The 19,627-nt window shown below is 70.9% G+C and carries 21 protein-coding genes; 5 read left to right on the top strand and 16 right to left on the bottom strand.

The window, feature by feature from the left end; all coding sequences use genetic code 11:
- The first annotated feature begins 21 nt into the window (after positions 1-21).
- A complete protein-coding gene (locus J2847_RS09970) occupies positions 22-1,035 on the top strand; it encodes an aldo/keto reductase (protein WP_209778830.1) in 1,014 nt (337 codons plus the stop codon).
- Between the two features lie 50 nt (positions 1,036-1,085).
- Here the strand turns inward: J2847_RS09970 and J2847_RS09965 are convergent, their stop codons facing one another.
- The 11 genes from J2847_RS09965 to J2847_RS09915 all read right to left on the bottom strand — a co-directional run bounded on the left by J2847_RS09965 (position 1,086) and on the right by J2847_RS09915 (position 9,796).
- On the bottom strand, positions 1,086-1,970 hold the full coding sequence (locus tag J2847_RS09965) for a metal ABC transporter substrate-binding protein (protein ID WP_209778829.1): 885 nt from the start codon (positions 1,968-1,970) through the stop codon (positions 1,086-1,088).
- Complete coding sequence (locus tag J2847_RS09960) at positions 1,967-2,857, bottom strand: metal ABC transporter permease (protein ID WP_209778828.1); 891 nt, start codon at positions 2,855-2,857, stop codon at positions 1,967-1,969. The genes J2847_RS09965 and J2847_RS09960 overlap by 4 nt, the downstream gene beginning before the upstream one ends.
- On the bottom strand, positions 2,854-3,621 hold the full coding sequence (locus tag J2847_RS09955) for a metal ABC transporter ATP-binding protein (RefSeq protein ID WP_209778827.1): 768 nt from the start codon (positions 3,619-3,621) through the stop codon (positions 2,854-2,856). The genes J2847_RS09960 and J2847_RS09955 overlap by 4 nt, the downstream gene beginning before the upstream one ends.
- Positions 3,618-4,556 carry a metal ABC transporter solute-binding protein, Zn/Mn family gene (locus J2847_RS09950; RefSeq protein WP_209778826.1) on the bottom strand — a complete coding sequence of 313 codons (939 nt, stop codon included), beginning with the start codon at positions 4,554-4,556 and terminating at the stop codon, positions 3,618-3,620. The genes J2847_RS09955 and J2847_RS09950 overlap by 4 nt, the downstream gene beginning before the upstream one ends.
- Complete coding sequence (locus tag J2847_RS09945) at positions 4,553-5,104, bottom strand: DUF6162 family protein (protein ID WP_209778825.1); 552 nt, start codon at positions 5,102-5,104, stop codon at positions 4,553-4,555. Before J2847_RS09945 ends, J2847_RS09950 begins: the two co-directional genes overlap by 4 nt.
- 13 nt (positions 5,105-5,117) lie before the next feature.
- Entirely contained in the window at positions 5,118-5,456 is a 339-nt protein-coding gene (locus J2847_RS09940) for a hypothetical protein (RefSeq protein WP_233474402.1), read from the bottom strand.
- Positions 5,453-5,908: a hypothetical protein gene (locus J2847_RS09935; protein WP_209778824.1), complete on the bottom strand. Its 456-nt coding sequence runs from the start codon at positions 5,906-5,908 to the stop codon at positions 5,453-5,455. Before J2847_RS09935 ends, J2847_RS09940 begins: the two co-directional genes overlap by 4 nt.
- Complete coding sequence (locus J2847_RS09930) at positions 5,901-7,037, bottom strand: PepSY-associated TM helix domain-containing protein (RefSeq protein ID WP_209778823.1); 1,137 nt, start codon at positions 7,035-7,037, stop codon at positions 5,901-5,903. The genes J2847_RS09935 and J2847_RS09930 overlap by 8 nt, the downstream gene beginning before the upstream one ends.
- Before the next feature lie 250 nt (positions 7,038-7,287).
- The gene (locus J2847_RS09925; RefSeq protein WP_325169362.1) at positions 7,288-8,913 is read right to left on the bottom strand and encodes a 3-(methylthio)propionyl-CoA ligase; all 1,626 of its coding nucleotides are present in this window, start codon (positions 8,911-8,913) and stop codon (positions 7,288-7,290) included.
- A 70-nt stretch (positions 8,914-8,983) separates the two neighbouring features.
- The gene (locus J2847_RS09920) at positions 8,984-9,385 is read right to left on the bottom strand and encodes a MerR family transcriptional regulator (RefSeq protein WP_209778822.1); all 402 of its coding nucleotides are present in this window, start codon (positions 9,383-9,385) and stop codon (positions 8,984-8,986) included.
- Between the two features lie 105 nt (positions 9,386-9,490).
- Complete coding sequence (locus J2847_RS09915) at positions 9,491-9,796, bottom strand: PsiF family protein (RefSeq protein ID WP_209778821.1); 306 nt, start codon at positions 9,794-9,796, stop codon at positions 9,491-9,493.
- A 404-nt stretch (positions 9,797-10,200) separates the two neighbouring features.
- On the opposite strand from J2847_RS09915, the gene J2847_RS09910 reads away from it, so the two are divergent.
- The 3 genes from J2847_RS09910 to J2847_RS09900 all read left to right on the top strand — a co-directional run bounded on the left by J2847_RS09910 (position 10,201) and on the right by J2847_RS09900 (position 13,100).
- Entirely contained in the window at positions 10,201-10,827 is a 627-nt protein-coding gene (locus tag J2847_RS09910) for a class I SAM-dependent methyltransferase (RefSeq protein WP_085553359.1), read from the top strand.
- A 127-nt stretch (positions 10,828-10,954) separates the two neighbouring features.
- Positions 10,955-11,800 (top strand): uroporphyrinogen-III synthase, encoded by an 846-nt coding sequence (locus tag J2847_RS09905; protein WP_325169361.1) that lies wholly within the window; start codon positions 10,955-10,957, stop codon positions 11,798-11,800.
- A 136-nt stretch (positions 11,801-11,936) separates the two neighbouring features.
- Positions 11,937-13,100: a cytochrome-c peroxidase gene (locus tag J2847_RS09900; protein WP_209778820.1), complete on the top strand. Its 1,164-nt coding sequence runs from the start codon at positions 11,937-11,939 to the stop codon at positions 13,098-13,100.
- Between the two features lie 70 nt (positions 13,101-13,170).
- Here J2847_RS09900 and J2847_RS09895 read toward each other — a convergent pair whose 3' ends face one another.
- The 4 genes from J2847_RS09895 to J2847_RS09880 form a co-directional block, all read right to left on the bottom strand.
- The gene (locus tag J2847_RS09895) at positions 13,171-13,335 is read right to left on the bottom strand and encodes a hypothetical protein (RefSeq protein WP_209778819.1); all 165 of its coding nucleotides are present in this window, start codon (positions 13,333-13,335) and stop codon (positions 13,171-13,173) included.
- A gap of 158 nt (positions 13,336-13,493) precedes the next feature.
- The gene (locus J2847_RS09890) at positions 13,494-14,051 is read right to left on the bottom strand and encodes a hypothetical protein (RefSeq protein ID WP_209778818.1); all 558 of its coding nucleotides are present in this window, start codon (positions 14,049-14,051) and stop codon (positions 13,494-13,496) included.
- Between the two features lie 244 nt (positions 14,052-14,295).
- A complete protein-coding gene (ccoG, locus tag J2847_RS09885; RefSeq protein ID WP_209778817.1) occupies positions 14,296-15,765 on the bottom strand; it encodes a cytochrome c oxidase accessory protein CcoG in 1,470 nt (489 codons plus the stop codon).
- Between the two features lie 225 nt (positions 15,766-15,990).
- Positions 15,991-16,416 carry a YqaA family protein gene (locus J2847_RS09880; protein WP_209778816.1) on the bottom strand — a complete coding sequence of 142 codons (426 nt, stop codon included), beginning with the start codon at positions 16,414-16,416 and terminating at the stop codon, positions 15,991-15,993.
- 253 nt (positions 16,417-16,669) lie between these two features.
- Between J2847_RS09880 and J2847_RS09875 the strand changes: the two genes are divergently transcribed.
- Positions 16,670-18,559: a PAS-domain containing protein gene (locus J2847_RS09875; RefSeq protein WP_209778815.1), complete on the top strand. Its 1,890-nt coding sequence runs from the start codon at positions 16,670-16,672 to the stop codon at positions 18,557-18,559.
- Between the two features lie 144 nt (positions 18,560-18,703).
- Here the strand turns inward: J2847_RS09875 and J2847_RS09870 are convergent, their stop codons facing one another.
- Entirely contained in the window at positions 18,704-19,600 is an 897-nt protein-coding gene (locus tag J2847_RS09870; protein ID WP_209778814.1) for a helix-turn-helix domain-containing protein, read from the bottom strand.
- Positions 19,601-19,627 lie beyond the last annotated feature (27 nt).

Here is a 19,627-nt window from a genome sequence, read left to right as displayed (position 1 = left end):
CCTTCCGCAAAGGACAAGGCAATGGCACTGAAGGACATCCTGCCCGGTCGCCTCGGCTTCGGCACCGCGCCGCTCGGCAACATGTTCCGCGCGATCCCCGAGGAGGAGGCGCGGGCCACCGTGGACGCCGCCTGGAACGACGGCATCCGGTACTTCGACAACGCGCCCTTCTACGGCGCCGGCCTCGCGGAGATCCGCATGGGCGAGGCGCTGGCCGGGCGGCCGCGCGGCGATTACGTCGTCAGCACCAAGGTCGGCCGCGTGATCCTCGACGAGGTCGAGGATGTCGCCGCCCGCGACCAGGGCGAGAAGGGCGACGTCTTCAAGCATGGCCGCCCCAACCGGGTCGTGAACGACTATTCGGCGGACGCGACGCTGCGCTCGATCGAGGACAGCCTGAAGCGGCTGAGGACCGACCATGTCGAGATCGTCTGGGTGCACGACGTCGCGCAGGATTTCTACGGCGACGACTGGCTCGGCGTGTTCGAGAGCGCGCGCAAGGGCGCCTTCAAGACGCTCGACCGCCTGCGCGACGAGGGCGTGATCAAGGCCTGGGGCCTGGGCGTCAACCGGGTGGAGCCGATCGAGCTGCTGCTCGGGCTGGAGGGCAACCGGCCCGACGGCTTCCTGCTGGCCGGCCGCTACACCCTGCTGGACCATGGGCGCGCCTTGCAGCGCGTGATGCCGATGGTGGCGGAGCGCGGCCTGGGCATCGTCGTGGGCGGTCCCTACAGCTCGGGCGCGCTGGTCGGCGGGCCGAACTTCGAATACGCGCCCGCCACGCCTGCGATCCTGGACAAGGTGGCACGGATCAAGGGAATCGCCGACAGCCACGGCGTCGGCATGAAGGCGGCCGGCCTGCAATTCGCGCTGGCCAACCCCGCCGTCGCGGCGGTGATCCCCGGCGCGAGCCGGCCGGACCGCATCGCCGAGGACCGCGCCGCCCTGGAGGAGACGGTCCCGGCCGATTTCTGGCGCGCGCTGCGCGCGGCCGGTCTGGTCGATCCGGCGGCCCCGCTGCCCGACGCCGCCTGAGCGGTCCGGGCTGAGGGATCTGGGCTGAGCGGTCCGGGGAGGGCGCCCGCTCAGCGCAGGCCGGCTTCCAGCTGTTCGGCGATCCGCGCCAGCGCGGCGTCGATGGCGGCGGGCGGGCCGCTTTCCAGGCTGTCCAGCACGATCAGGCGGGCGCCGCCGTCGGCGACGGCCCTGGCGATCTCCGGCGCCGGCTGGCGGTGGTGCAGCACCGCCGGGATGCGCTCGGCCTTGAGGAAGGCGGTCAGCCCGGCCAAGCGCTCCGGCGTCCAGTCGCGGTCGTCGTGGGCCCACACCCGGCGCAGGTCGAGCCCGAAATCGGCGGCGAGCATGGCGAAGCGGTCGGACAGCGCCGCCACCGACGGGTCGGGCAGCGTGGCGAAGCTCCGCGCCGTCCGCGCGGACAGCGCCAGCAGCCCGCGCTTGACCGTGGCGAGGTTGGCGTCGATGGCGGGGGCCGAGGCCGGGTAGAGGCGCCGCAGGTCGGCCGCCAGGATGTCGGCCATCCGCCCGGCGTTGGCGACGCCGAGCCAGGGGAAGGCGGCGCCCTCGCGCAGCGCGATGCCGGGCAGGGCGCCGTCCACGGGCCGGGCGGCGTCGATCTCGACCAGCCGGATGTTGGCGCGCCGCGCCAGCGGGTAGAGCGGATCGTCGGTCCAGACGGAGCGCAGCGTCAGCACCGCGTCGGCCTTGCGCGCCGCCTCGGCGAATTTGGCCTCGCCGCGCCCGCCGAGGAAGGAGAGCTGGCGGCCCATCGGGATGGCGGGCGGCACCACCGCCTCGACCGCGACGCCGGTGCCCTGGGTCAGCGCCTGGGCCAGCCCGGCGGTGACGGGGTGCCCGGCCAGCACCGTTTCGGCGAGGGCGCCCCGTGCCGCCGGCAGAGCGGCCGGAGCCGTTGCCAGCAACAGAAGTGCCGTGAGCGTGACACGCCTCATCCCTCTTCCCCTCTCGTCACGAAACGCGCCAGCAGCGCCCCCAGGAACAGCAGCCCGGCCGCCAGGATGATGGCGCCCCCCGACGGCACCGGCAGGGCGAGCTGCACCGGCAGCAGGATGCCGGCCACCGCCGCGACGCTGGCGAAGGCGACCGACAGCAGGAAGAAGCCGCGCAGCGACGTCGCGACGACGCGGGCGGCGGCGGCCGGGATCACCAGCAGGGCGCCGACCAGGATGGCGCCGATGATCTTGACCGAGGCGACGGTGACGACCGTCACCAGCACGATGAACAGATAGTCGAGCCCCTTCACCGGCACGCCGCGCACCCGCGCCAGCGCCGGGTTGAAGCTGGCCAGCAGCAGCCGGTTGAACAGCGGCAGCATCAGCGCGGTGACGCCCAGCGCGACGACCAGCAGCACCGTCAGGTCGCGGTCGTCCACCGTCAGAACCGAGCCGAACAGCACGTTCTCCAGGATGTGGATGTTGACCCGGCTCGCCAGGATCAGCAGCAGGCTGGCGCCGAGCGCCAGCGACACCGACAGGAAGACGCCGATCAGCGTGTCGGAGGTCAGGTTGCTGCGGTTGCGCGTGTAGTTGACCAGCAGCGCGAACAGCAGGCAGTAGCCGAACAGGCTGGCGTAGGGGCCGGTGTAGGGCTCCCCCACCAGGATGCCGATGGCGACCCCGGTCAGCGCCGCGTGGCCGACCGCTTCCGAGAAGAAGGCCAGCCGCTTGGTCACCACCAGCGTGCCGAGCCCGCCCAGCACCGGGCCGATGACCAGACCGGACAGCAGCGCGTTGACCAGGAAGCCGTGGGTCAGCCCGGCGGGCAGCAGCCCGGCCCCGGCCCAGCCCTGGATCAGGGCGCGCAGGGTTTCGAAGCTCATGACGCCATCCTCCGGGCGGCGGGCCGGCTTGCCTCCGCCTCCGCCTTGCGGCGGGGGACGGCGGAGAACAGGTCGAGCACCTGTTCGGGCGACAGCATGTCCGCCGGCGGGCCGTCGAACAGCACGCGCCGGTTCAGCCCCGACACCCGCGTGGCGAGGCGGCGCACCTGGGCGAGGTCGTGCTCGACCCACAGGATGGTGGTGCCGGCGGCGGTCAGCCCGGCCAGCAGCGATTCGAAGATGGCGACGCCGGCCTCGTCGAGCGCGGTCATCGGCTCGTCGAGGATGATCAGGTCGGGCGCCGGGATCAGCGCCTGGGCGAGCAGCACGCGCTGGCGCTCGCCGCCCGACAGGGCGCCGAAGCGGCGGCGGCCCTTGCCGGCCATGCCGACGCGGGCCAGCGCCTCGCCGTAGCCCAGCCGCCGGTCGGGGCCCAGGAAGGCGGGGCGGCGCTGGCACAGCACGGCCAGGAAATCCTCCACCGTCAGCGGCAGGCCGCGGTCGAACTCGACCGCCTGCGGGACATAGGCGACGGTGCCGGGGCCGTCGCCCGGCCAGTCGAGCCGGATGGTGCCCCGGTGCGGCGCCTGCCCCAGCAGGGCGCGGATCAGCGACGACTTGCCGCCGCCGTTGGGGCCGACCACGGCGTGCACGGCGCCCGGCGCGACCGACAGCGACACCCGCTCCAGGATCGCGGTGCGGCCGAGCGTCAGATCCACCCGGTCGAACAGGATGCCGGGGCCGTTTCCACTCCGGGCGCTCACGGCCTGGCCTCCAGCATCGCCTGGACCAGCGTGTCCATGTTGCGGCTCATCTCGCGCTCGAACAGGTCGGCGGCGTAGTCGCCGTGCGAGATGTGGGAGAAGGCGTAAAGCCGGATGCCGGTCTCGCGGCGGATCGTCTCGACATAGGCGCTGGGGAAGTTCAGCTCCGAGAAGATCACCTGGACGTCGAGCTTGCGCATCGTCGCGATGGTCTCGGCGAGCTGCGCCGGGCTCGGCTCGATGCCGTGGGCCGGCTCGACGACGGCGGAGACCTCCAGCCCGAACTCGCGCAGCAGATAGTCGTAGGCGCCGTGGATGGTGGCGACGCGCAGCCGGGTGTCGCCGGCGCTCGCCAGCCTGGCCAGCGCGTCGGCGCGCAGCTGGCGCAGCCTGCGGGAGTAGGCCCGCGCGTTGGCGGTGTAGGCGTCGGCGTTGGCCGGGTCGAGCTTTCCCAGCTCGCGGGCGATGGTGGCGACCTGGAGGACCGAGCCGGTGATCGACAGGAAGCTGTGCGGGTTGACCACCTTGCCCGACGCCCGCGCCGCCGACCCGGCGGCGGGCAGCAGCGGCACGTCGGCGTTGGCCTCGACCGCCGGCAGCGTGGGCCTGGACGAGGCGGCGATCATCCGCCCGGCGAAATCGTCGTGGCCGATTCCGTTCAGCACGATGGCGTCGAGGCCGCCGATGCGCTGGATGTCCTCCGGGCGCGGCTCGTAGGCGTGCGGGTTGAAGCCGGCGGGGATGATCGGCACCACCTCGGCCCGGTCGCCGGCGATGTTGGCGACGTAGGAATAATAGGGGTGCAGGGTGACGCCGAAACGCTTGCGATCGGCGGTGGGGGCGGCGGTGGGGGCGGCGGCGCGGGCGCTCGCGGGCAGGACGCCGGCCGCCAGGGTGGCGGCGAGGAACCGGCGGCGGTTCAGGAAAAAGCTCATCGGGTCACACCGGCGGTGAAGGTGGAGGTGATCCGCTTCCAGCCGGCGGCGGCCAGCGACGCCTCGTCGAGGCGGGCGGGCGGCGCCTCGGCGGCGCGCTTCAGCCAGATCCCGGGTCCATGCCCGTCCAGCAGCAGGACCAGCGAGCCGGCCGTCTCGGGCGCGGCGGACAGGCCGGCGTAGGCGAGGCTTCCCCCGCTTTCCGTCAGGGTCCAGGCATGGCCGCCGCGCGCCGTGGCGCTGGCGTCGGCGGCGAAGGGCGGCAGGGCCTGGGCGGCCAGATCGGCCGGGGCCGGCGCCCGGCCGTCGGCCTTGCGCAGGGCGGCGATCTCGTCGGCCGCCACCTTGAGGTCGGCGTGCAGCCCCTGTTCGGCGGCGGTCAGGCCGGTGCGGGAGTCGATCTGGTGGAGGGCGAGCGGCGCGTCGGTCTCCGGCGCCGGGCGCAGCCCGACCGCCGTGCCGGCGGTGGCGAGGATCAGGCCGGCGGCGAGCAGGACCCACAGGGTCTCGCGCTCGGCCCCCGCGCGGCGGACGATCTGCTGATGCATGGGGTGGAGGACCCTACTTGATGGCGGTGTGCTCGATCTCGACCGTGTGGCCGGGGCCGGCGTCGAACAGGACGTAGAAGTCCTGGGCCGGGCGCGCGAAGGACAGGGTGGAATCCTCGCCCAGCTTGCCCTTCACCAGCACCTGCTCGTCGTAGGCGATGACGTCGAGCACCACGCCCGGCGCCTTCGACCCGTCGGAGAAGCCGCCGGTGCAGACCACCGTCCGGCCGTCCGCCATCCTGCATTCGCAGATCGGGTAGTGGGCCTGGGCCGTGGAGGCCGCGCACAGGGCGGCCAGGGCGGCCAGGGCAGCGGCGGCGGCGGCCGGAATGGAAAAGCGTGCGGTCATCATGTCCCTCCCAAGAAGCCGGCCAGCGGCGTCGATGCCTGATGGACCTGCCCGTTCCAGTCCTCGACCGTCACCCACAGCTCCTCGGTCCCGGTCGGATCGGCCGGCACCGTGACCTCGGCCTCGCGCTCGTACGGGTTGCCGAAGCCGAGCGCCCCGGCGGCGCGCAGGCTGCGCGGCTTGCCGACGCGCAGGAAGACCCCGCGCACCTTGTCGATGTCGGCCGGGCGGAGGTGGATGTGGTACTCCTTCAGCCGCTCCCCCGTGACGCCCCGGTGGGGCGCCTCGTCGTGGGTGATCAGCGTGATCGGGAAGGGGCCGGCGCTGACGTCGCGCCGGATCTCGGGCGGGGCGAAGATCGGCTTCGGGCTGAAGTAGTTGGGCAGGAAGGGAAGCGGCACCAGCATCATCAGCGCGCTGAGATGGAACTTGCCGCGCTGCCAGAGCTTACGCATTGGAGGAGGCCCTCGCCGTCTTGACCGCGCGCACCACCTCCATGGTGGCGCGCGCCGTCCGCTTCATCCAGATCAGCATGCCGCTGAGGATCAGGGTGCTCATCAGCGCGCCGAAGGCGAACCAGATCAGCTTGATCGGCAGGCCGCCGAAATCGCCGGTGTGGAGCGCGCGCATGATGGTGCGGGTCAGCTCGATGCCGGACGCGCCGTCCAGCCCGCCCTCGACGACGATCACCGTGGCGTCGAAGGGGTTGATGCGGATGAAGTCGGGCAGCAGCGGCACCTGCCCGCTGGTGCCGATCACCGTCGCCGGGTCGTAGGCGGTCCCCGGCAGCCCCAGGAAGCGCAGCCGCATGTCGGGCAGGGTGGCCATGGCGGTGGCGAGGATGGCGTCGGCGTCGGGCTTGGGCCGGGCCGCCGCCACCGGGATCTGGTCGCGCGCCAGCATCACCGGCGGCTTGCTGCCGCCCAGCCCCATGCCGAGATGGATCAGCGCCATGTAGATCAGGAACCACAGGCTGGTGACGGCGATGACGGCGATGAACCAGATCGACCAGGTGCCGGCGACGCGGTGCAGGTCGCCCCACATCACGCGCGGCGCCTGTTTCCAGCGGATGCGCGGCTGGTAGAAGGATTTCCAGAATTTCTTGTAGACCACCAGCCCGGTGACCAGCGACCCGACCAGCGGGATCGCCATCGCCGACACCAGATACCAGCCGACCGGGAAGGTGATCAGCCAGCCGTGCAGCGCGCGCAGGAACTGGCGGAACGAGTTGCCGGTGGACAGTCCCTGGACGACCCCGCTGACCGGGTTGATCCAGGCGGTGGTGAAGGTGCCGTCGGGCATCGCCATGCGGGCGCCCACCGCCATGTGGGATCCGCCCCAGCTCAGCGAGGCGACCCGGCCGTCCGGCGCCGCCTTTTCGGCGGCGGCGATCAGCGCGCTGGGCGGCAGCGGCTCGCCCTCGCCCGACGCCCGCATGGAGGGATCGACCAGCCACATGATCTCGGTGCTGACCACGGCGACGGTGCCGGTCACGCAAATGAAGAACAGAAAGGCCCAGATCGGCATCGCCAGCCAGGAATGCCACAGGAACCACAGCCGCGTGCGCGACTTGCCAGCGCTCATCTCATACTCTCCGCAGGACCCACCCCGACAGGAAGCACCGCCCCCGCCCCAAAGACGAACGGGAGGCCGGCTTCCCTCACCGAAAAATGCGAGGGCTTCTCATTTTCATTCGGGGGAGGCGCGTCGCGTTGCCGGGGCCGGCGCGGAGAGCGACGAAAAAGCCCCCTTCCGGCGTGGAAGGGGGCGATGTGGAAGGGGGCGGCGTGGAAGGGGAGCGGGGAGGGGACGCCGGAGGCCGAAGCCGCCGCCCTCAGGCGGTGGCCGGATTCGTCACCATCTCGCGGATGGTGCTCTTCAGCAGCTTGCCGGTCGCGGTGTGGGGCAGGGCCTCGACGAAGCGGACGTCGTCGGGGATGCACCATTTGGCGACCTTGCCCTCGAACACCGCCAGCAGCTCCTCGCGGGTCAGGCTGGCGCCCTCCTTCACGACGACGACCAGCATCGGGCGCTCGCCCCACTTCTCGTCGGGGATGGCGACGGCGGCGGCCTCCTGCACGGCGGGATGGCCGACGGCGATGTTCTCCAGGTCGATGGAGCTGATCCACTCGCCGCCCGACTTGATGACGTCCTTGGTGCGGTCGACGATCTGGACATAGCCGTCGCCGTCCATCGTCACCACGTCGCCGGTCTCGAACCAGCCGGGCTCGGTCTCGTGGGCCGGGCTGGACTCCAGGCCGAAATAGCCGGAACAGACGGTGGGGCCGCGCACCAGCAGCCGGCCGAAGCTGCGGCCGTCGCGCGGCACGTCGGCGCCGGACTCGTCGACGACGCGGAACTGCACGCCGAAGATCGGCCGCCCCTGCTTGGAGGCCAGCGCCAGCGCCTCGTCGGCGTCGATCCCCCTGTGCTTGCTCTTGGGCGTGTTGGCGAGGCCGAGCGGGCTGGTCTCGGTCATGCCCCAGGCGTGCAGGACCTCGATCCCCATCTCCTTGAAGCGCTGGATCATCACCGGCGGGCAGGAGGAGCCGCCGATGGCGATGCGGCGCATGGTGGTCAGGGTCTTGCCGTTGGCGTGCAGCCAGTTCAGCAGGGCGAGCCAGACCGTGGGCACGCCGGCGGTGTTGGTGACGCCCTCCGCCTCGAACAGCTCGTGCAGGCTGGCGCCGTCCAGCTTGGCGCCGGGGAAGACCAGCTTGGCGCCGACCATCGGCGCGGCGTAGGGCACGCCCCAGGCGTTGACGTGGAACATCGGCACCACCGGCAGCACCACGTCGGAGGCCGACAGGCCGAAGACGTCGGGCAGGCAGGCCGCCATGGCGTGCAGCACCGACGAGCGGTGGCTGTAGAGGACGCCCTTCGGGTTGCCCGTGGTGCCCGAGGTGTAGCACATGCCGCAGGCGGTGTTCTCGTCGAGGTCAGGCCAGGCGAACTCGGCCGGCTGTTCGGCCAGCAGATCCTCGTAGCACAGCAGGTTGGGCAGGCTGGATCGCGGCATGTTGGCGGCGTCGGTCATCACCACGATGGCCCTCACGCCGGTCAGATGGTCGGCGATGCCCTCCAGCAGCGGGATGAAGGTCAGGTCGGTGAACAGCACGCGGTCCTCGGCGTGGTTCACGATGTAGGCGATCTGCTCGGGGAACAGGCGCGGGTTGATGGTGTGGCAGACCATGCCGGAGCCGCCGATGCCGTAATAGCATTCCAGATGGCGGTAGCCGTTCCAGGCCAGCGTGCCGATCCGGTCGCCGGGCTGAAGGCCGAGCGCCGCCAGGGCGTTGGCCAGCCGCTGCGACCGCGCCCAGGCGTCGGCGTAGGTGTAGCGGTGGATCGGCCCCTCGGTGGTGCGCGACACGATCTCGGTGTCGGCGTGGTACTGCGCCGCGTGGCGCAGCACCGACGTGACCAGCAGGGGAACCCCCATCATCATTCCGCGCAACATTGGTGTCACTCCCGGTTCTTTGGTTTTTGGGTGGTGGGGTTCTGTGGTGGGCGCCATGCGGCGGTGGGCGTCATTCGGCGGCCGCCGCCTCGCAGGCGGCGAGTCGCCGTTCGGCGTCCCGCTCCATCAGCTTCAGGTCGCTCATGATGTCGGCGATCTCCGCCTGCATCCGTTCCAGCGCCGACAGCCGGCCGCGGATCTTGGCCAGCCCGTCGCGGTACTGGCAGGCGCTGGGTCGGCCGGAGCGGTAGTGGGCGAGATATTCGGCGATCTGGTCGAGCGAGAAGCCGACGCGGCGGAACTTCAGGATCAGGATCAGGCGCGCCCGGTCGCGGTAGGTGAAGACCCGCCGTCCGGCCGCGCGCTGCGGCGACAGCAGCCCCTTCTCCTCGTAGAAGCGCAGGGCCTGCGGCGTCAGGTCGAACTCGGCAGCCAGTTCCGTCACGCCATAGACCCGGCTTCTGTCGGCCATGAAATGTCTCCCTTGCCGGCGATTTCGACAGGAACCGCCGGCAAAGTCAACGGCCAAGCATAAAGCGTGCTTTAGGTCCTCCGGGATGGGCGGGCAGGCGGGGGGTCAGCCCTTCAGGCAGGCGCTCATGAAGGCCTTGCGGTCGTCGCCGGTCTTGCCGGTCGCGTCCGCGTTGCACTTCTTCATCCGCTCCTGCTGCGGGGTCATCGTCTTGGCCGTGGCGGCGGCGGCCGGCTTGTTGGACAGGCAGGAGCTCATGAAGCTCTTGCGCTCGTCGCCCTTCAGGCCCTTGCCGGTCGCGTCGGCGTTGCAGGCCTGCATCTTCTCCTGCTGCGGGGTGGCGGCCATGGCCGGCGTCCCGACGGCGAGGGCCAGGACGAGGGCGGATGCGGCGATGCCAAAAGTCTTCATGGTGCGTTCCTCCCGGCCGTGGAAACCGCCGTCGTCCCGATGCGGGGCGCGTCTGTCGCGGGGTGGCCTGACGATCCGAGAATCGCACGGTCGCCCACGAACGCCAAGGGAGCGCTTGGAGGGGATGACGAGTCTTCATGCCGGGAGGCGGACGACGATGACGCCATGAACTCCGGCGCGCCAAGTCGATGGTTTTTGATTGATCGTTCAAAATAAACAGAAGATGCAAAGTCGCCGGGCCCGGGTCTCCAAGAAGACCGGGAGATCATCCTGCGGTTCCGGGCGGTTCCTCCTTTCGCATCACTTTCATTGCGGTGGGAAGCCGGTTATGGTGCGGCCGCGCCGGCCCTGTCGGTTCGTCGGCTGCAACTCTCGGGAATTCGAAAAAAGGGAGAGCAGAGGACATGGACGCCGATTCCATCCGCGCCGCCTACCGCCGCTACGCCGGTTTCTACGACCGGGTGTTCGGGGTGCTGCTGGCGTCGGGCCGCCACGCCGCGGTCGCCTGGCTGAACCGCCGGGGCGGCCGGCGCATCCTGGAGGTCGGCGTCGGCACCGGGCTGTCGCTGTCGGACTACCGCAAGGACAACCGCGTCGTCGGCATCGACCTGTCCACCGACATGCTGAAGGTGGCGCAGGAGCGGGTGGCGCGCGAGGGGCTCGACCATGTCGAGGGTCTGCTGGAGATGGACGCCGGCAAGCTGGCCTTCGCCGACGACAGCTTCGACGTGGTGGTCGCCATGTATGTGATGACGGTGGTCCCCGACCCGCAGGGCACGATGGCCGAGCTGGAGCGGGTCTGCAAGCCGGGCGGCGACATCGTGATCGTCAACCATTTCGCGGCCCCGCGCCCCGGCATCCGCCGCGCGGTCGAGGGCTGGCTGGCGCCGCTGTCGAAGAAGCTCGGCTGGCGCCCCGACTTCACCATGGAGTCGCTGATGCAGGGCTCGCGGCTGGCGGTGGAGAGCGTGCGGACCGTGCCGCCCTTCGGCCTGTTCAGCCTGCTGCACTGCCGCCGCCAGAACGTGTGAAGGCGGTCGCGCGCCGGGATGGCGGATGACGCGGCGCGGCCGCGCCTGCCATGGCTTCATGTCCGGCGATCGGATTCACGCGTCAAATCGATTCCGATTTTGCGCGATCCGATCTAGGCTCGGCGCGGTGAGACACGGCAAGCGCGGGGACGGCATGGGCGGCGATCTGGCGGGGCGGCGGATTCTGGTGCCGGAGAGCCGGGACCTCGACCTGTTCGCCGGCATGATGGAGCAGCACGGCGCGGAGACGATCCGCTGCCCGATGGTGAAGATCCTCGACCTCGACGACCCCGCCCCGGCGCGGGGCTGGCTCGACCGGCTGGTGGCCGGCGGTTTCCACGACGTCGTGCTGCTGACCGGCGAGGGGCTGCGCCGCCTGATGACGGTCGCCCGCGCCGACGGGCGGGAGGCGGAGGTCGTCGTCGCCCTCGGCCGCACCCGAATCTTCGTGCGCGGGCCGAAGCCGGTCAAGGCGCTGCGCGAGATCGGGCTGGGGCCGTACAAGCTGGCCCCGGCCCCGACGACGGACGGCGTGATCCAGGCGCTGGCCGACGAGGATCTGTCGGGGCGGACGGTCGGCGTCCAGCTCTACCCCGACAACCCCAACGCGGTCCTGCTCGACGCGGTGTGGGCGCGCGGCGGCGAGCCGGTGGCGGTGACGCCCTACCGCTACGCCTCCGATTCCGAAACCGGCGCCGTGGAAACGGCGATCCGCGAGATGGCGGCCGGGCGCATCGATTTCGTCGCCTTCACCGCCTCGCCCCAGGTGCGCCGCCTGCACGAGGTGGCGGAGGCCTGCGGCCTGTCCGACGCCTTCCGCGCGGCCTTCCGCAACACCCGCATCGCCGCCGTCGGCCCGGTGGTGGCCGAGGCGGTGGAGGCGGCCGGCGGCACCGTCGCCGTGTCGCCCGAATCGACCTTCCACATGAAGCCGCTGGTCAACGCCATCCGCGACCTGCTCGCCAGGGAGTAGGGCGGCGGCCGGACGGGACGGGGCGGGCGGCAATCTGCCTCACCCGGCTGCGAGCGATTCTCATGCTTGGTTAAGCCGGAACGCTCATAGTGGCGCCGGTCCGCGGGCTTTGCGGGCCGGTTCCCGGAGTGTCGTCATGCCGATCTTCACCTCGTCCCGTTTCCGCCGCGCCGTCCTGCCCGTCGCTCTGCTGCTGGCCCTCGCGGCGCCCCCCGCCGCGGCCGGGGATCCGCCGACCAGGGAAAAGCTGGGCGAGGCGTTGTTCTCCGACACCGCCCTGTCCTTCAACCGCACGCAATCCTGCGCGGACTGCCACAACCCGATGGCCGGTTTCGCCGACCCGCGCGACGGCGGCGTCGGCGGCGCCGCGTCGGTCGGGGCCGACGGCAGGTCGATCGGCGACCGCAACGCGCCGAGCGCCGCCTACGCGAAGTTCAGCCCGGCCTTCTCCTTCAACGCCAAGGGCCGCGCGGTCGGCGGGCAGTTCCATGACGGCCGGGCGGCGACGCTGAAGGAGCAGGCGGGTGGCCCGCCGCTCAATCCCGGCGAGATGGGCATGGCCTCCAAGGAGCAGGTGCGGCAGCGGCTGGCCGAGAATCCGTCCTACGCCCGCGCCTTCGTCGCGCTGTACGGCGCCGGGGTGCTGGACAACGCCGATCGCGCCTTCGACGCGATGAGCGACGCGATCGCCCGTTTCGAGGAGACCGACGCCTTCGCCCCCTTCGATTCGAAGTACGACCGCTATCTGCGCGGCGAGTACAAGATGTCGCCGGAGGAGGATCTGGGCATGACCCTGTTCTTCTCGACCCAGTTCACCAACTGCAACCTGTGCCACCAGTTGAAGCGGATCCCGGCCTCGCCGGGCGAGACCTTCACCAACTACGAGCACCACAACATCGGCGTGCCGGTCAACGCGGCGCTGCGCGCGGCCAACGGCAAGGGGCCGAAGCATGTCGATCACGGCCTGCGCGAGAATCCGGCGGCGGCCAGCGCGGCGCAGGACGGCAAGTTCAAGACCCCGACGCTGCGCAACGTCGCCGTCACCGGCCCCTACATGCACAACGGGGTGTTCCAGGAACTCGAAACGGTGGTCCGCTTCTACAACAGCTACAACAGCCGCACCGTCAAGGGGGCGACCAACCCGGAGACGGGCAAGCCCTGGGGCAAGCCGGAGGTGGCGGGCACCCTGTCGATGACGGAGCTGGAAACCGGTCCGGCGCTGGACGACCGCCGCATCCGGGCGCTGGTCGCCTTCCTGAAGACGCTGACCGACGCCCGTTACGAGCATCTGGTCAAGTAGGTCGGGCTGGCCGGACGGGGCCGGCGTGGAACCCGGCTTCGGCCGTGCCCCGCGTCGGCCGTGCCCCGCGTCAGCCGTGGAGGTCGTTGCGGAACAGTTCCAGGTCCAGCAGCTCCATCCGCATGGGGCGGCCCAGCGGCTTGCGGATGAAGGGGCGGTTGCGCAGGGGACGGCTGAGAACGGCGCGGGCGCGCCCGATCAGGGAGGTGCAGCGGTCGGCGAGGTTCGTGCGCATGTCCGGCTGGTCCTTGGATGGGCCTCCGGGGGGGAGGCGCTGGGGGAGGCGGATGATCGCGGGTGTGACGCTCCATGTCCGATGACCACAGAATGCCTGTGGTCTGTGACAGTTTCCATCGCTCAAAGGTCCAACACGAAGGTCGGGCCGGGGGCCGGTCAGAACAGCACGCCGGTCTGCCGCTTGAGGGCGTCGCGCGCCGCCGGGTCGAGCACCGGCACGCCGGCCCGCGCCTCGAGCATGTAGGCGCCGGGGTCCGACAGGGTGCGCAGGGCGAAGCCGACCACGGCCGGCGGTTCGCCGCGCAGCGGCGTGTCGTCGTAGACCGGGGTGAAGCTGCAACCGGACAGCAGGGCGCGCACCATCAGCGCCTCGTCCGACGAGGCGCCGGCCGCCGGGCTGTTGATGCCGAACAGCAGCCGCTCGGCCTCGGCCTCGTTGACCAGCCCGCGCTCCTGCATGATGTCGACCATGGCGGAGCTGGTCATCACCGGCGCCGCCTTGCCCTTCCAGCAGAAGCGGCCGTCGTCCCAGCCGACGTCGAGGCAGCGGAAGACCATGTGCGGCTCCACCGCGCCGGGGGCCGAGGACACGATGTAGTTGACCCGCAGCAGCCCGTTCCACACCCCCGCCGGGGCGACGATGCAGGACAGGCCGTTGCGCGTCAGGCGCAGGTAGGTGTCGTTGATGCCCGAGGGCTCGAAATCGAAGAGCATGGCTGCCTCACCTCGTTCCGGGATGTGCATCCCTCGTTCGATGAGTCAGGTGAGGCGTGCGGCGCGCTCCGCACACTGTCCATGCGTGGGGTTCTCGTTCGGGGCGGGGCGAAAAGGCGGTAGGCCGAAACGGGGGGGCACCCACCTTTTCGCGGTCGCCTTCGGGGAGGAGGGACCTCCCCGGAGCGCCGACGTCCGACGCCCGTTTGCAGGCGGGCGGTCGTCGGTGATCAGGCGCCGGCGGTCAGTTTCCGGTCGCGGGACCCAGGAACACGCTGGCGTGGCTGTCCTGGTCCTTGCTGCCGGTGTCGGTCAGGTGGAAGGTCAGCGGGGTGGAGGCCGCCTTCACGTTCGCCTTGGGGGCGGTGACGTAGACGCGGTAGGTCGCGACGCTGTCCGGCGAGGCGGAGATGGTCGCGCCGTGGGTCTCGGCCGATTCGTCCTCGCCGACCACCTTGACCTCGGCCCCGGTCAGGCCGCTGACGGTCAGGGCGTAGGAGCGCGGCTGCCGGGTCTTGTTGGCGACCTTGAAGGTGTAGGCGTTGCGCAGCCCGCCGTCCGACAGGGCGACGAACAGCGGGGCGCGGTCGCGCAGCACCGTGATGTCCAGCCGGGGACGCAGCGCGAAGCTCCAGGCCATGGCGCCGCCGATGACCAGCATCAGCAGGGCGTAGACGATGCTGCGCGGGCGGAAGAAGCGCCAGGAATAGGTCTTGCCCTGCGCCCGCGTCTCCTGCGCGGCCAGCGAATCGAAGGCGATCAGCTTGGTCGGCAGGCCCTGGGCGACCATGATGCTGTCGCAGGCGTCGACGCACAGGCCGCAGTTGATGCAGTCGGCCTGCTCGCCGGTGCGCACGTCGATGCCGACCGGGCAGACCTGCACGCACTGGCCGCAGTCGATGCAGTCGCCGAAGCCCTGCGCCCGCCGCTCGTCCCAGCTCTGCGACTTGCGCTTGGGCGCGCGGTTGTCGCCACGGTCGGCCCGGTAGGTGACGACGAGGCTGTGCTCGTCCAGCATCGCGGACTGGATGCGCGGCCACGGGCACATGTACATGCACATCTGCTCGCGGGTCCAGCCGGCCATCAGGTAGGTCATGCCGGCGAACAGCGCGAAGAAGCTGTAGGATTCGTAGGAGGCCTGGAAGGTCGCGAGGTCGCGCGCCAGGGCCGGCGCGTCGGTGAAGTAGGCGACGAAGCCGAAGCCGGTGACGAGGCTGAGCGCGATCCAGCCGGCGTGCTTGCCGGTCTTGCGCAGCAGCTTGCGCGCGGTCCAGGGCGCCTTGTCGCCGCGGATGCGCTCGGCCCGGTCGCCCTCGAAGACGCGCTCGATCCACACGAACAGGTCGGTCCAGACCGTGTGCGGGCAGGCGAAGCCGCACCAGACGCGCCCGGCCAGCGCCGTCGCCAGGAACAGCCCGAGCGCCGCGACGATCAGGATGCCGGTCAGGTAATAGATCTCCTGCGGCCAGATCTCGATCCAGAAGATGAAGAAGCGGGGCGTCGTCAGGTCGAACAGCACCGCCTGGGCCGGCGCGTCGCCGCCGCGCTCCCAGCGGATCCAGGGCGCGATGAAGAACAGCGCCAGCAGGACCGCGAAGGTCAGGGTCTTGAGACGGCGGTAAACACCCTTGACCGCCTTCGGGTGGACTTTCTTTTGGCTTTCGAACAGCGTGAGCGGGGCCTTCTCCGGCTGAACGATGCTTCCGTCTGGCATGTCGAGGGGCCTGGGTTCCGGGACTGAATGCGGAACGGACCATAGACGCCCGCCGTCCCATGGCCATTGACCTCGGTCAACCGGACACGGAATTTTAAAAAGCCTTTATTTTGTTACGGCTTTCCGGTGGTGCGTCAATCCGCGCTCCGGGCTCCGGTGATACTGCGCGCGGGGCTCCGGCTCAAGCGTCTTCTTGTGTCAAAACAGGGCGTTACGCTGATGGTATCAGAGCGCCGCAATCAGCGCGACGTAGCGTCCGGCCTTGCCCAGCGTGACCAGGAGCAGGAACAGGCGGAAATCGACGCGCAGGATTCCGGCGACCAGCGTCAGCGGATCGCCGATCACCGGAACCCAGGCCAGCAGCAGCGACCAGACGCCGAAGCGGCGGTACCAGCGGGTCGCCCGCTCCACCAGCGCCGGCGACGCCGGAAACCAGCGGCGGTCCTGGAAATGCATCAGGTAGCGGCCGAGCGCCCAGTTGACGGCCGATCCGGCGACGTTGCCGGTGGTCGCCACCAGAATCAGCGTCAGGCTGTCGTAGCGTCCGGAGGCGTGCAGGCTGGCCAGCAGCAGTTCGGACTGGGCGGGGAAAATTGTCGCGGCGATCAGGGCGACGAAAAAAAGTCCGGCGTAGGCCGCGACGTCGGACATCGGTAAAATCCTTCCCGGCCAGCGGTTTGGGGGATGGCGAAGGGCGCGCAGCGGACCATAAGAGGGTGGGGGTCGGCGATTTCAAGCGGAAAGCGATGGCCGGATGCACGCCTTCCCGCTTGCCCGGCAACCCCGGAGAGACAAGAATGGGCGGAGGGGACGCCATGCGTGTTCACTGCCGGCAAATGCCACTCTGTCGGGAATCGCCGGCAATCTCTGGACTCTGGTCCCCGCGAAGGAGGAACGAGCGCGCATGACCGAAACCGGCTTCGCCCGTCTTGACGCCGACGGACGGTTGATCTGGTCGAACGCGGCCTTCGCCGCGCTGTTCGCGGCCCAGCCGGGGGCGGCGCTCGACGCCTTCCTCGGGCCGGTGGCGGCGGCCGCCCTGCGCGCCGGGGAGACGGTGGCGCACCGGCGGCCCGGCCGGCCGGCGGCCGACCTGTCGCTGGGACGCGGCGAGGGCGGCGGATGGCTGCTGTCGGCCGCGCGGCCGGCGGGGTGGGAGGCGTCGGTGGCGCTCTCCGACCGGGGGGAGGGGCCGTGGGCGCGGACCAGCCTGATCCTGGACTGCCTCAGCCAGGGCGTCATGGCCTTCGACCGCAACCTGCGGCTGGTCGCCTGGAACCAGCGGGTGCTGGAGCTTCTGTGCATCGACCCGGCCTTTCCGCGCTACGAGCAGCCCTACGAGGAGGTCGTCCGCCACATCGCCGAGCGCGGCGGCTACGGCGACGGGGTGGTGACCGATCTGGTGGCGCAGCGGCTCGACCACATCCGCAACGCCTCCTGGCCCTTCTACAACGAACGCGTGCGGCCCGACGGGGTGATCATCGAAACGGTGACGCTGGCGCTTCCCGACGGCGGCTTCGTCACCACCTACACCGACATCACCGGGCGCAAGCGGACCGAGCGCGAGCTGGCCGCCAGCCGCGAGCTGTTCGAGCTGGCGGTCCGCGCCGCGCACGAAGGCGTCTCGCAATGGAATCCGCAGGCCGGGGAGGTCTGGTTCTCGCCGCAATGGTGGGGCCTGCTCGGCTATGACGAGACGGAGATGGACAACCGGCGCGAGCGCTGGGAGGAGCTGATCCACCCCGACGACGCGGCCGACACCCTGCGGGTGATCGGCCAGATGGCGGACGGGCTGCTGACGGAAAGCCACCTGCTCCAGCGCTACCAGCACAAGGAGGGGCACCGTGTCTATCTCGACACCCGCTCCATCGCCGTGCCGGAGCCCGACGGGCGGGGCTTCCGCGTCGTCGGTTCCCACGCCGACGTGACCGAGGCCGTGCGCTCGGCCGAGGCGGTGCGCGCCGCCAAGGAGGAGGCGGAGCGCGCGCTCTACGACCTGAAGGAGGCGCAGGTCCATCTGATCCAGGCGGAGAAGATGGCGGTGCTGGGGTCGCTGGTGGCCGGGGTGACGCACGAGGTGAACACGCCGATCGGCATCGCGCTGACCGGCGCCTCGCTGCTGGCGGAGAAGACGCGGGGCCTGCGCGGTCTGTTCGAGGCCGGCACCATGCGGCGGGCCGACTTCGCCGACTACATCGACACCGCCGACGAGGCGGCGCAGCTGATGCTGCTCAACATCGAGCGCGCCGTCCGCCTGATCCAGAGCTTCAAGCAGATCGCCGTCGACCAGGCGAGCGAGGAACGCCGGGTCTTCGAGCTGAGCCATTACATCCAGGAGGTCCTGCGCAGCCTGGGCGTGCGCATCCGCCGCTCCGGCCACGCGGTGACGGTGCTCTGCCCGGAGGAGCTGACGCTGGACAGCTACCCCGGCGCCTTCGGCCAGATCCTGACCAATCTGGTGATGAACTCGATCACCCACGGCTACGAGGCCGGGCAGCGCGGCGCGCTGCGCATCGAGGTGACCGAAAGCGCCGACGGGGTGACGCTGGTCTACGCCGACGACGGCCGGGGCATTCCGCTGGATTTGCAGGGCAAGGTGTTCGAGCCCTTCTTCACGACCTGCCGCGACAACGGCGGCAGCGGGCTCGGCCTGAACATCGTCTACACGCTGGTGACCCGGACCCTGCGCGGCCACATCCGGCTCGACAGCCGGCCGGGCGAGGGCGTGACCTTCACCCTGCGCTTTCCGCGCGTGGCCCCGCAACCCATCCAGGCCGAGGCCGCGCGGGCCTGAGCGTGGACGGAGCCGCCGGCTGGGCGGTGGCCGGGCGGGAATGGAAAGCCGGTAGAAAAAAGACCCCGAACCGCACAAGCGGAACGGGGTCTTTTAAAGAAACGGGCGACAAATCCGCCCGCCTTGACTTTGAACGCGACGCCTTTACTGCGGGCGGCGCGAGGCGCGGTGGGCGGGGATGGGGATCGGGCGGATCGCCTGTTCCTCGCGCCGGCTGGCCGACATGTCGATCTCGATGCGGGCGAGCGCCTTGCGAAGCTCGTGCACCGTGTCCGACAGGGACTGGATGGTCCCCTCGTTGGGCTGCTGACGCCAGCCGCGATAGGCCGTGATGCAGGCCTTGGCGGTGTCGCGCAGGCGTCCCTCCACCGCGTCCACCGGCGGGGTCGGCTGGCCGCCGGCCGTGCGCGGCGCGGTGTCCGCCGGAGCGCCGGCAGCGCCCGCCGCCGGTGCGGCGACCGGCTGCGGAGCGGGCTGCGGCGCCGGCTGGGGAGCCGGTTCCGGACGGTTGAGACGCAGGGTTTCCGTGGGCGCCGGAGCGGAAGCCGCGGCCGGGGCGGGCGATTCGGCCGGCTGGGGCTCCGCCGCCGCTTCCGTGCGCGGCGCGCGGGTGAGCGTGGCGCGGCCGGCGCGGGCGGCCGGACGCGGACGGGCCTCGGCGGCGGCTGGAGCCGGGGCGGCCGGCGTTTCGGCGGGAGTCACCGAGGCGGGAGTCACCGAGGCGGCGGTCGGCGCGTCGGCGACGGCCGGAGCGGAAAGGGCCGGAGCGGAAACATCCGAAGCGGCGGCGGGCGTTTCGGCAGCGGGCGTCTCGGCGGCTTCGCCGGCCGGCTCGCCATCGACCGGCAGTTCACCCTGGCCGGCGGCCTCGGCCTTCTTGATGATGTAGGAGATCGCGCTCGGCGTGCATTCGAACTCGCGCGCGATCGCCGACAGGGTTGCGCCGCCGTGGTAGCGCTCAAGGATTTGAGGCCACGCCGATTGCGGAATGCGCCCGCGCTTCTTGGGAGACTCCGGTTCGCTCCCGGTTTCTGCGTTCATTATATCGCTCGGTTGCCAAAGTGAATT

It is taken from the genome of Azospirillum agricola, from assembly GCF_017876095.1.
GTDB lineage: Bacteria > Pseudomonadota > Alphaproteobacteria > Azospirillales > Azospirillaceae > Azospirillum > Azospirillum agricola.
The sequence above is the reverse complement of the archived record's forward strand: the minus strand, read 5'-3'. Positions and strand labels throughout refer to the sequence as shown.

Excerpts from the sequence above, each read along its gene's own strand:
- J2847_RS09880 (WP_209778816.1), bottom strand. The coding sequence starts at position 16,416 with ATGTCCGACGTCGCGGCCTACGCCGGACTTTTTTTCGTCGCCCTGATC.
- J2847_RS09920 (WP_209778822.1), bottom strand. The coding sequence starts at position 9,385 with ATGGCCGACAGAAGCCGGGTCTATGGCGTGACGGAACTGGCTGCCGAG.
- J2847_RS09890 (WP_209778818.1), bottom strand. The coding sequence starts at position 14,051 with ATGCTCTTCGATTTCGAGCCCTCGGGCATCAACGACACCTACCTGCGC.
- ccoG (WP_209778817.1), bottom strand. The coding sequence starts at position 15,765 with ATGCCAGACGGAAGCATCGTTCAGCCGGAGAAGGCCCCGCTCACGCTG.
- J2847_RS09910 (WP_085553359.1), top strand. The coding sequence starts at position 10,201 with ATGGACGCCGATTCCATCCGCGCCGCCTACCGCCGCTACGCCGGTTTC.
- J2847_RS09930 (WP_209778823.1), bottom strand. The coding sequence starts at position 7,037 with ATGAGCGCTGGCAAGTCGCGCACGCGGCTGTGGTTCCTGTGGCATTCC.
- J2847_RS09970 (WP_209778830.1), top strand. The coding sequence starts at position 22 with ATGGCACTGAAGGACATCCTGCCCGGTCGCCTCGGCTTCGGCACCGCG.
- J2847_RS09950 (WP_209778826.1), bottom strand. The coding sequence starts at position 4,556 with ATGAGCTTTTTCCTGAACCGCCGCCGGTTCCTCGCCGCCACCCTGGCG.
- J2847_RS09940 (WP_233474402.1), bottom strand. The coding sequence starts at position 5,456 with ATGATGACCGCACGCTTTTCCATTCCGGCCGCCGCCGCCGCTGCCCTG.
- J2847_RS09870 (WP_209778814.1), bottom strand. The coding sequence starts at position 19,600 with ATGAACGCAGAAACCGGGAGCGAACCGGAGTCTCCCAAGAAGCGCGGG.
- J2847_RS09900 (WP_209778820.1), top strand. The coding sequence starts at position 11,937 with ATGCCGATCTTCACCTCGTCCCGTTTCCGCCGCGCCGTCCTGCCCGTC.
- J2847_RS09915 (WP_209778821.1), bottom strand. The coding sequence starts at position 9,796 with ATGAAGACTTTTGGCATCGCCGCATCCGCCCTCGTCCTGGCCCTCGCC.
- J2847_RS09945 (WP_209778825.1), bottom strand. The coding sequence starts at position 5,104 with ATGCATCAGCAGATCGTCCGCCGCGCGGGGGCCGAGCGCGAGACCCTG.
- J2847_RS09925 (WP_325169362.1), bottom strand. The coding sequence starts at position 8,913 with ATGTTGCGCGGAATGATGATGGGGGTTCCCCTGCTGGTCACGTCGGTG.
- J2847_RS09875 (WP_209778815.1), top strand. The coding sequence starts at position 16,670 with ATGACCGAAACCGGCTTCGCCCGTCTTGACGCCGACGGACGGTTGATC.
- J2847_RS09965 (WP_209778829.1), bottom strand. The coding sequence starts at position 1,970 with ATGAGGCGTGTCACGCTCACGGCACTTCTGTTGCTGGCAACGGCTCCG.
- J2847_RS09960 (WP_209778828.1), bottom strand. The coding sequence starts at position 2,857 with ATGAGCTTCGAAACCCTGCGCGCCCTGATCCAGGGCTGGGCCGGGGCC.
- J2847_RS09935 (WP_209778824.1), bottom strand. The coding sequence starts at position 5,908 with ATGCGTAAGCTCTGGCAGCGCGGCAAGTTCCATCTCAGCGCGCTGATG.
- J2847_RS09895 (WP_209778819.1), bottom strand. The coding sequence starts at position 13,335 with ATGCGCACGAACCTCGCCGACCGCTGCACCTCCCTGATCGGGCGCGCC.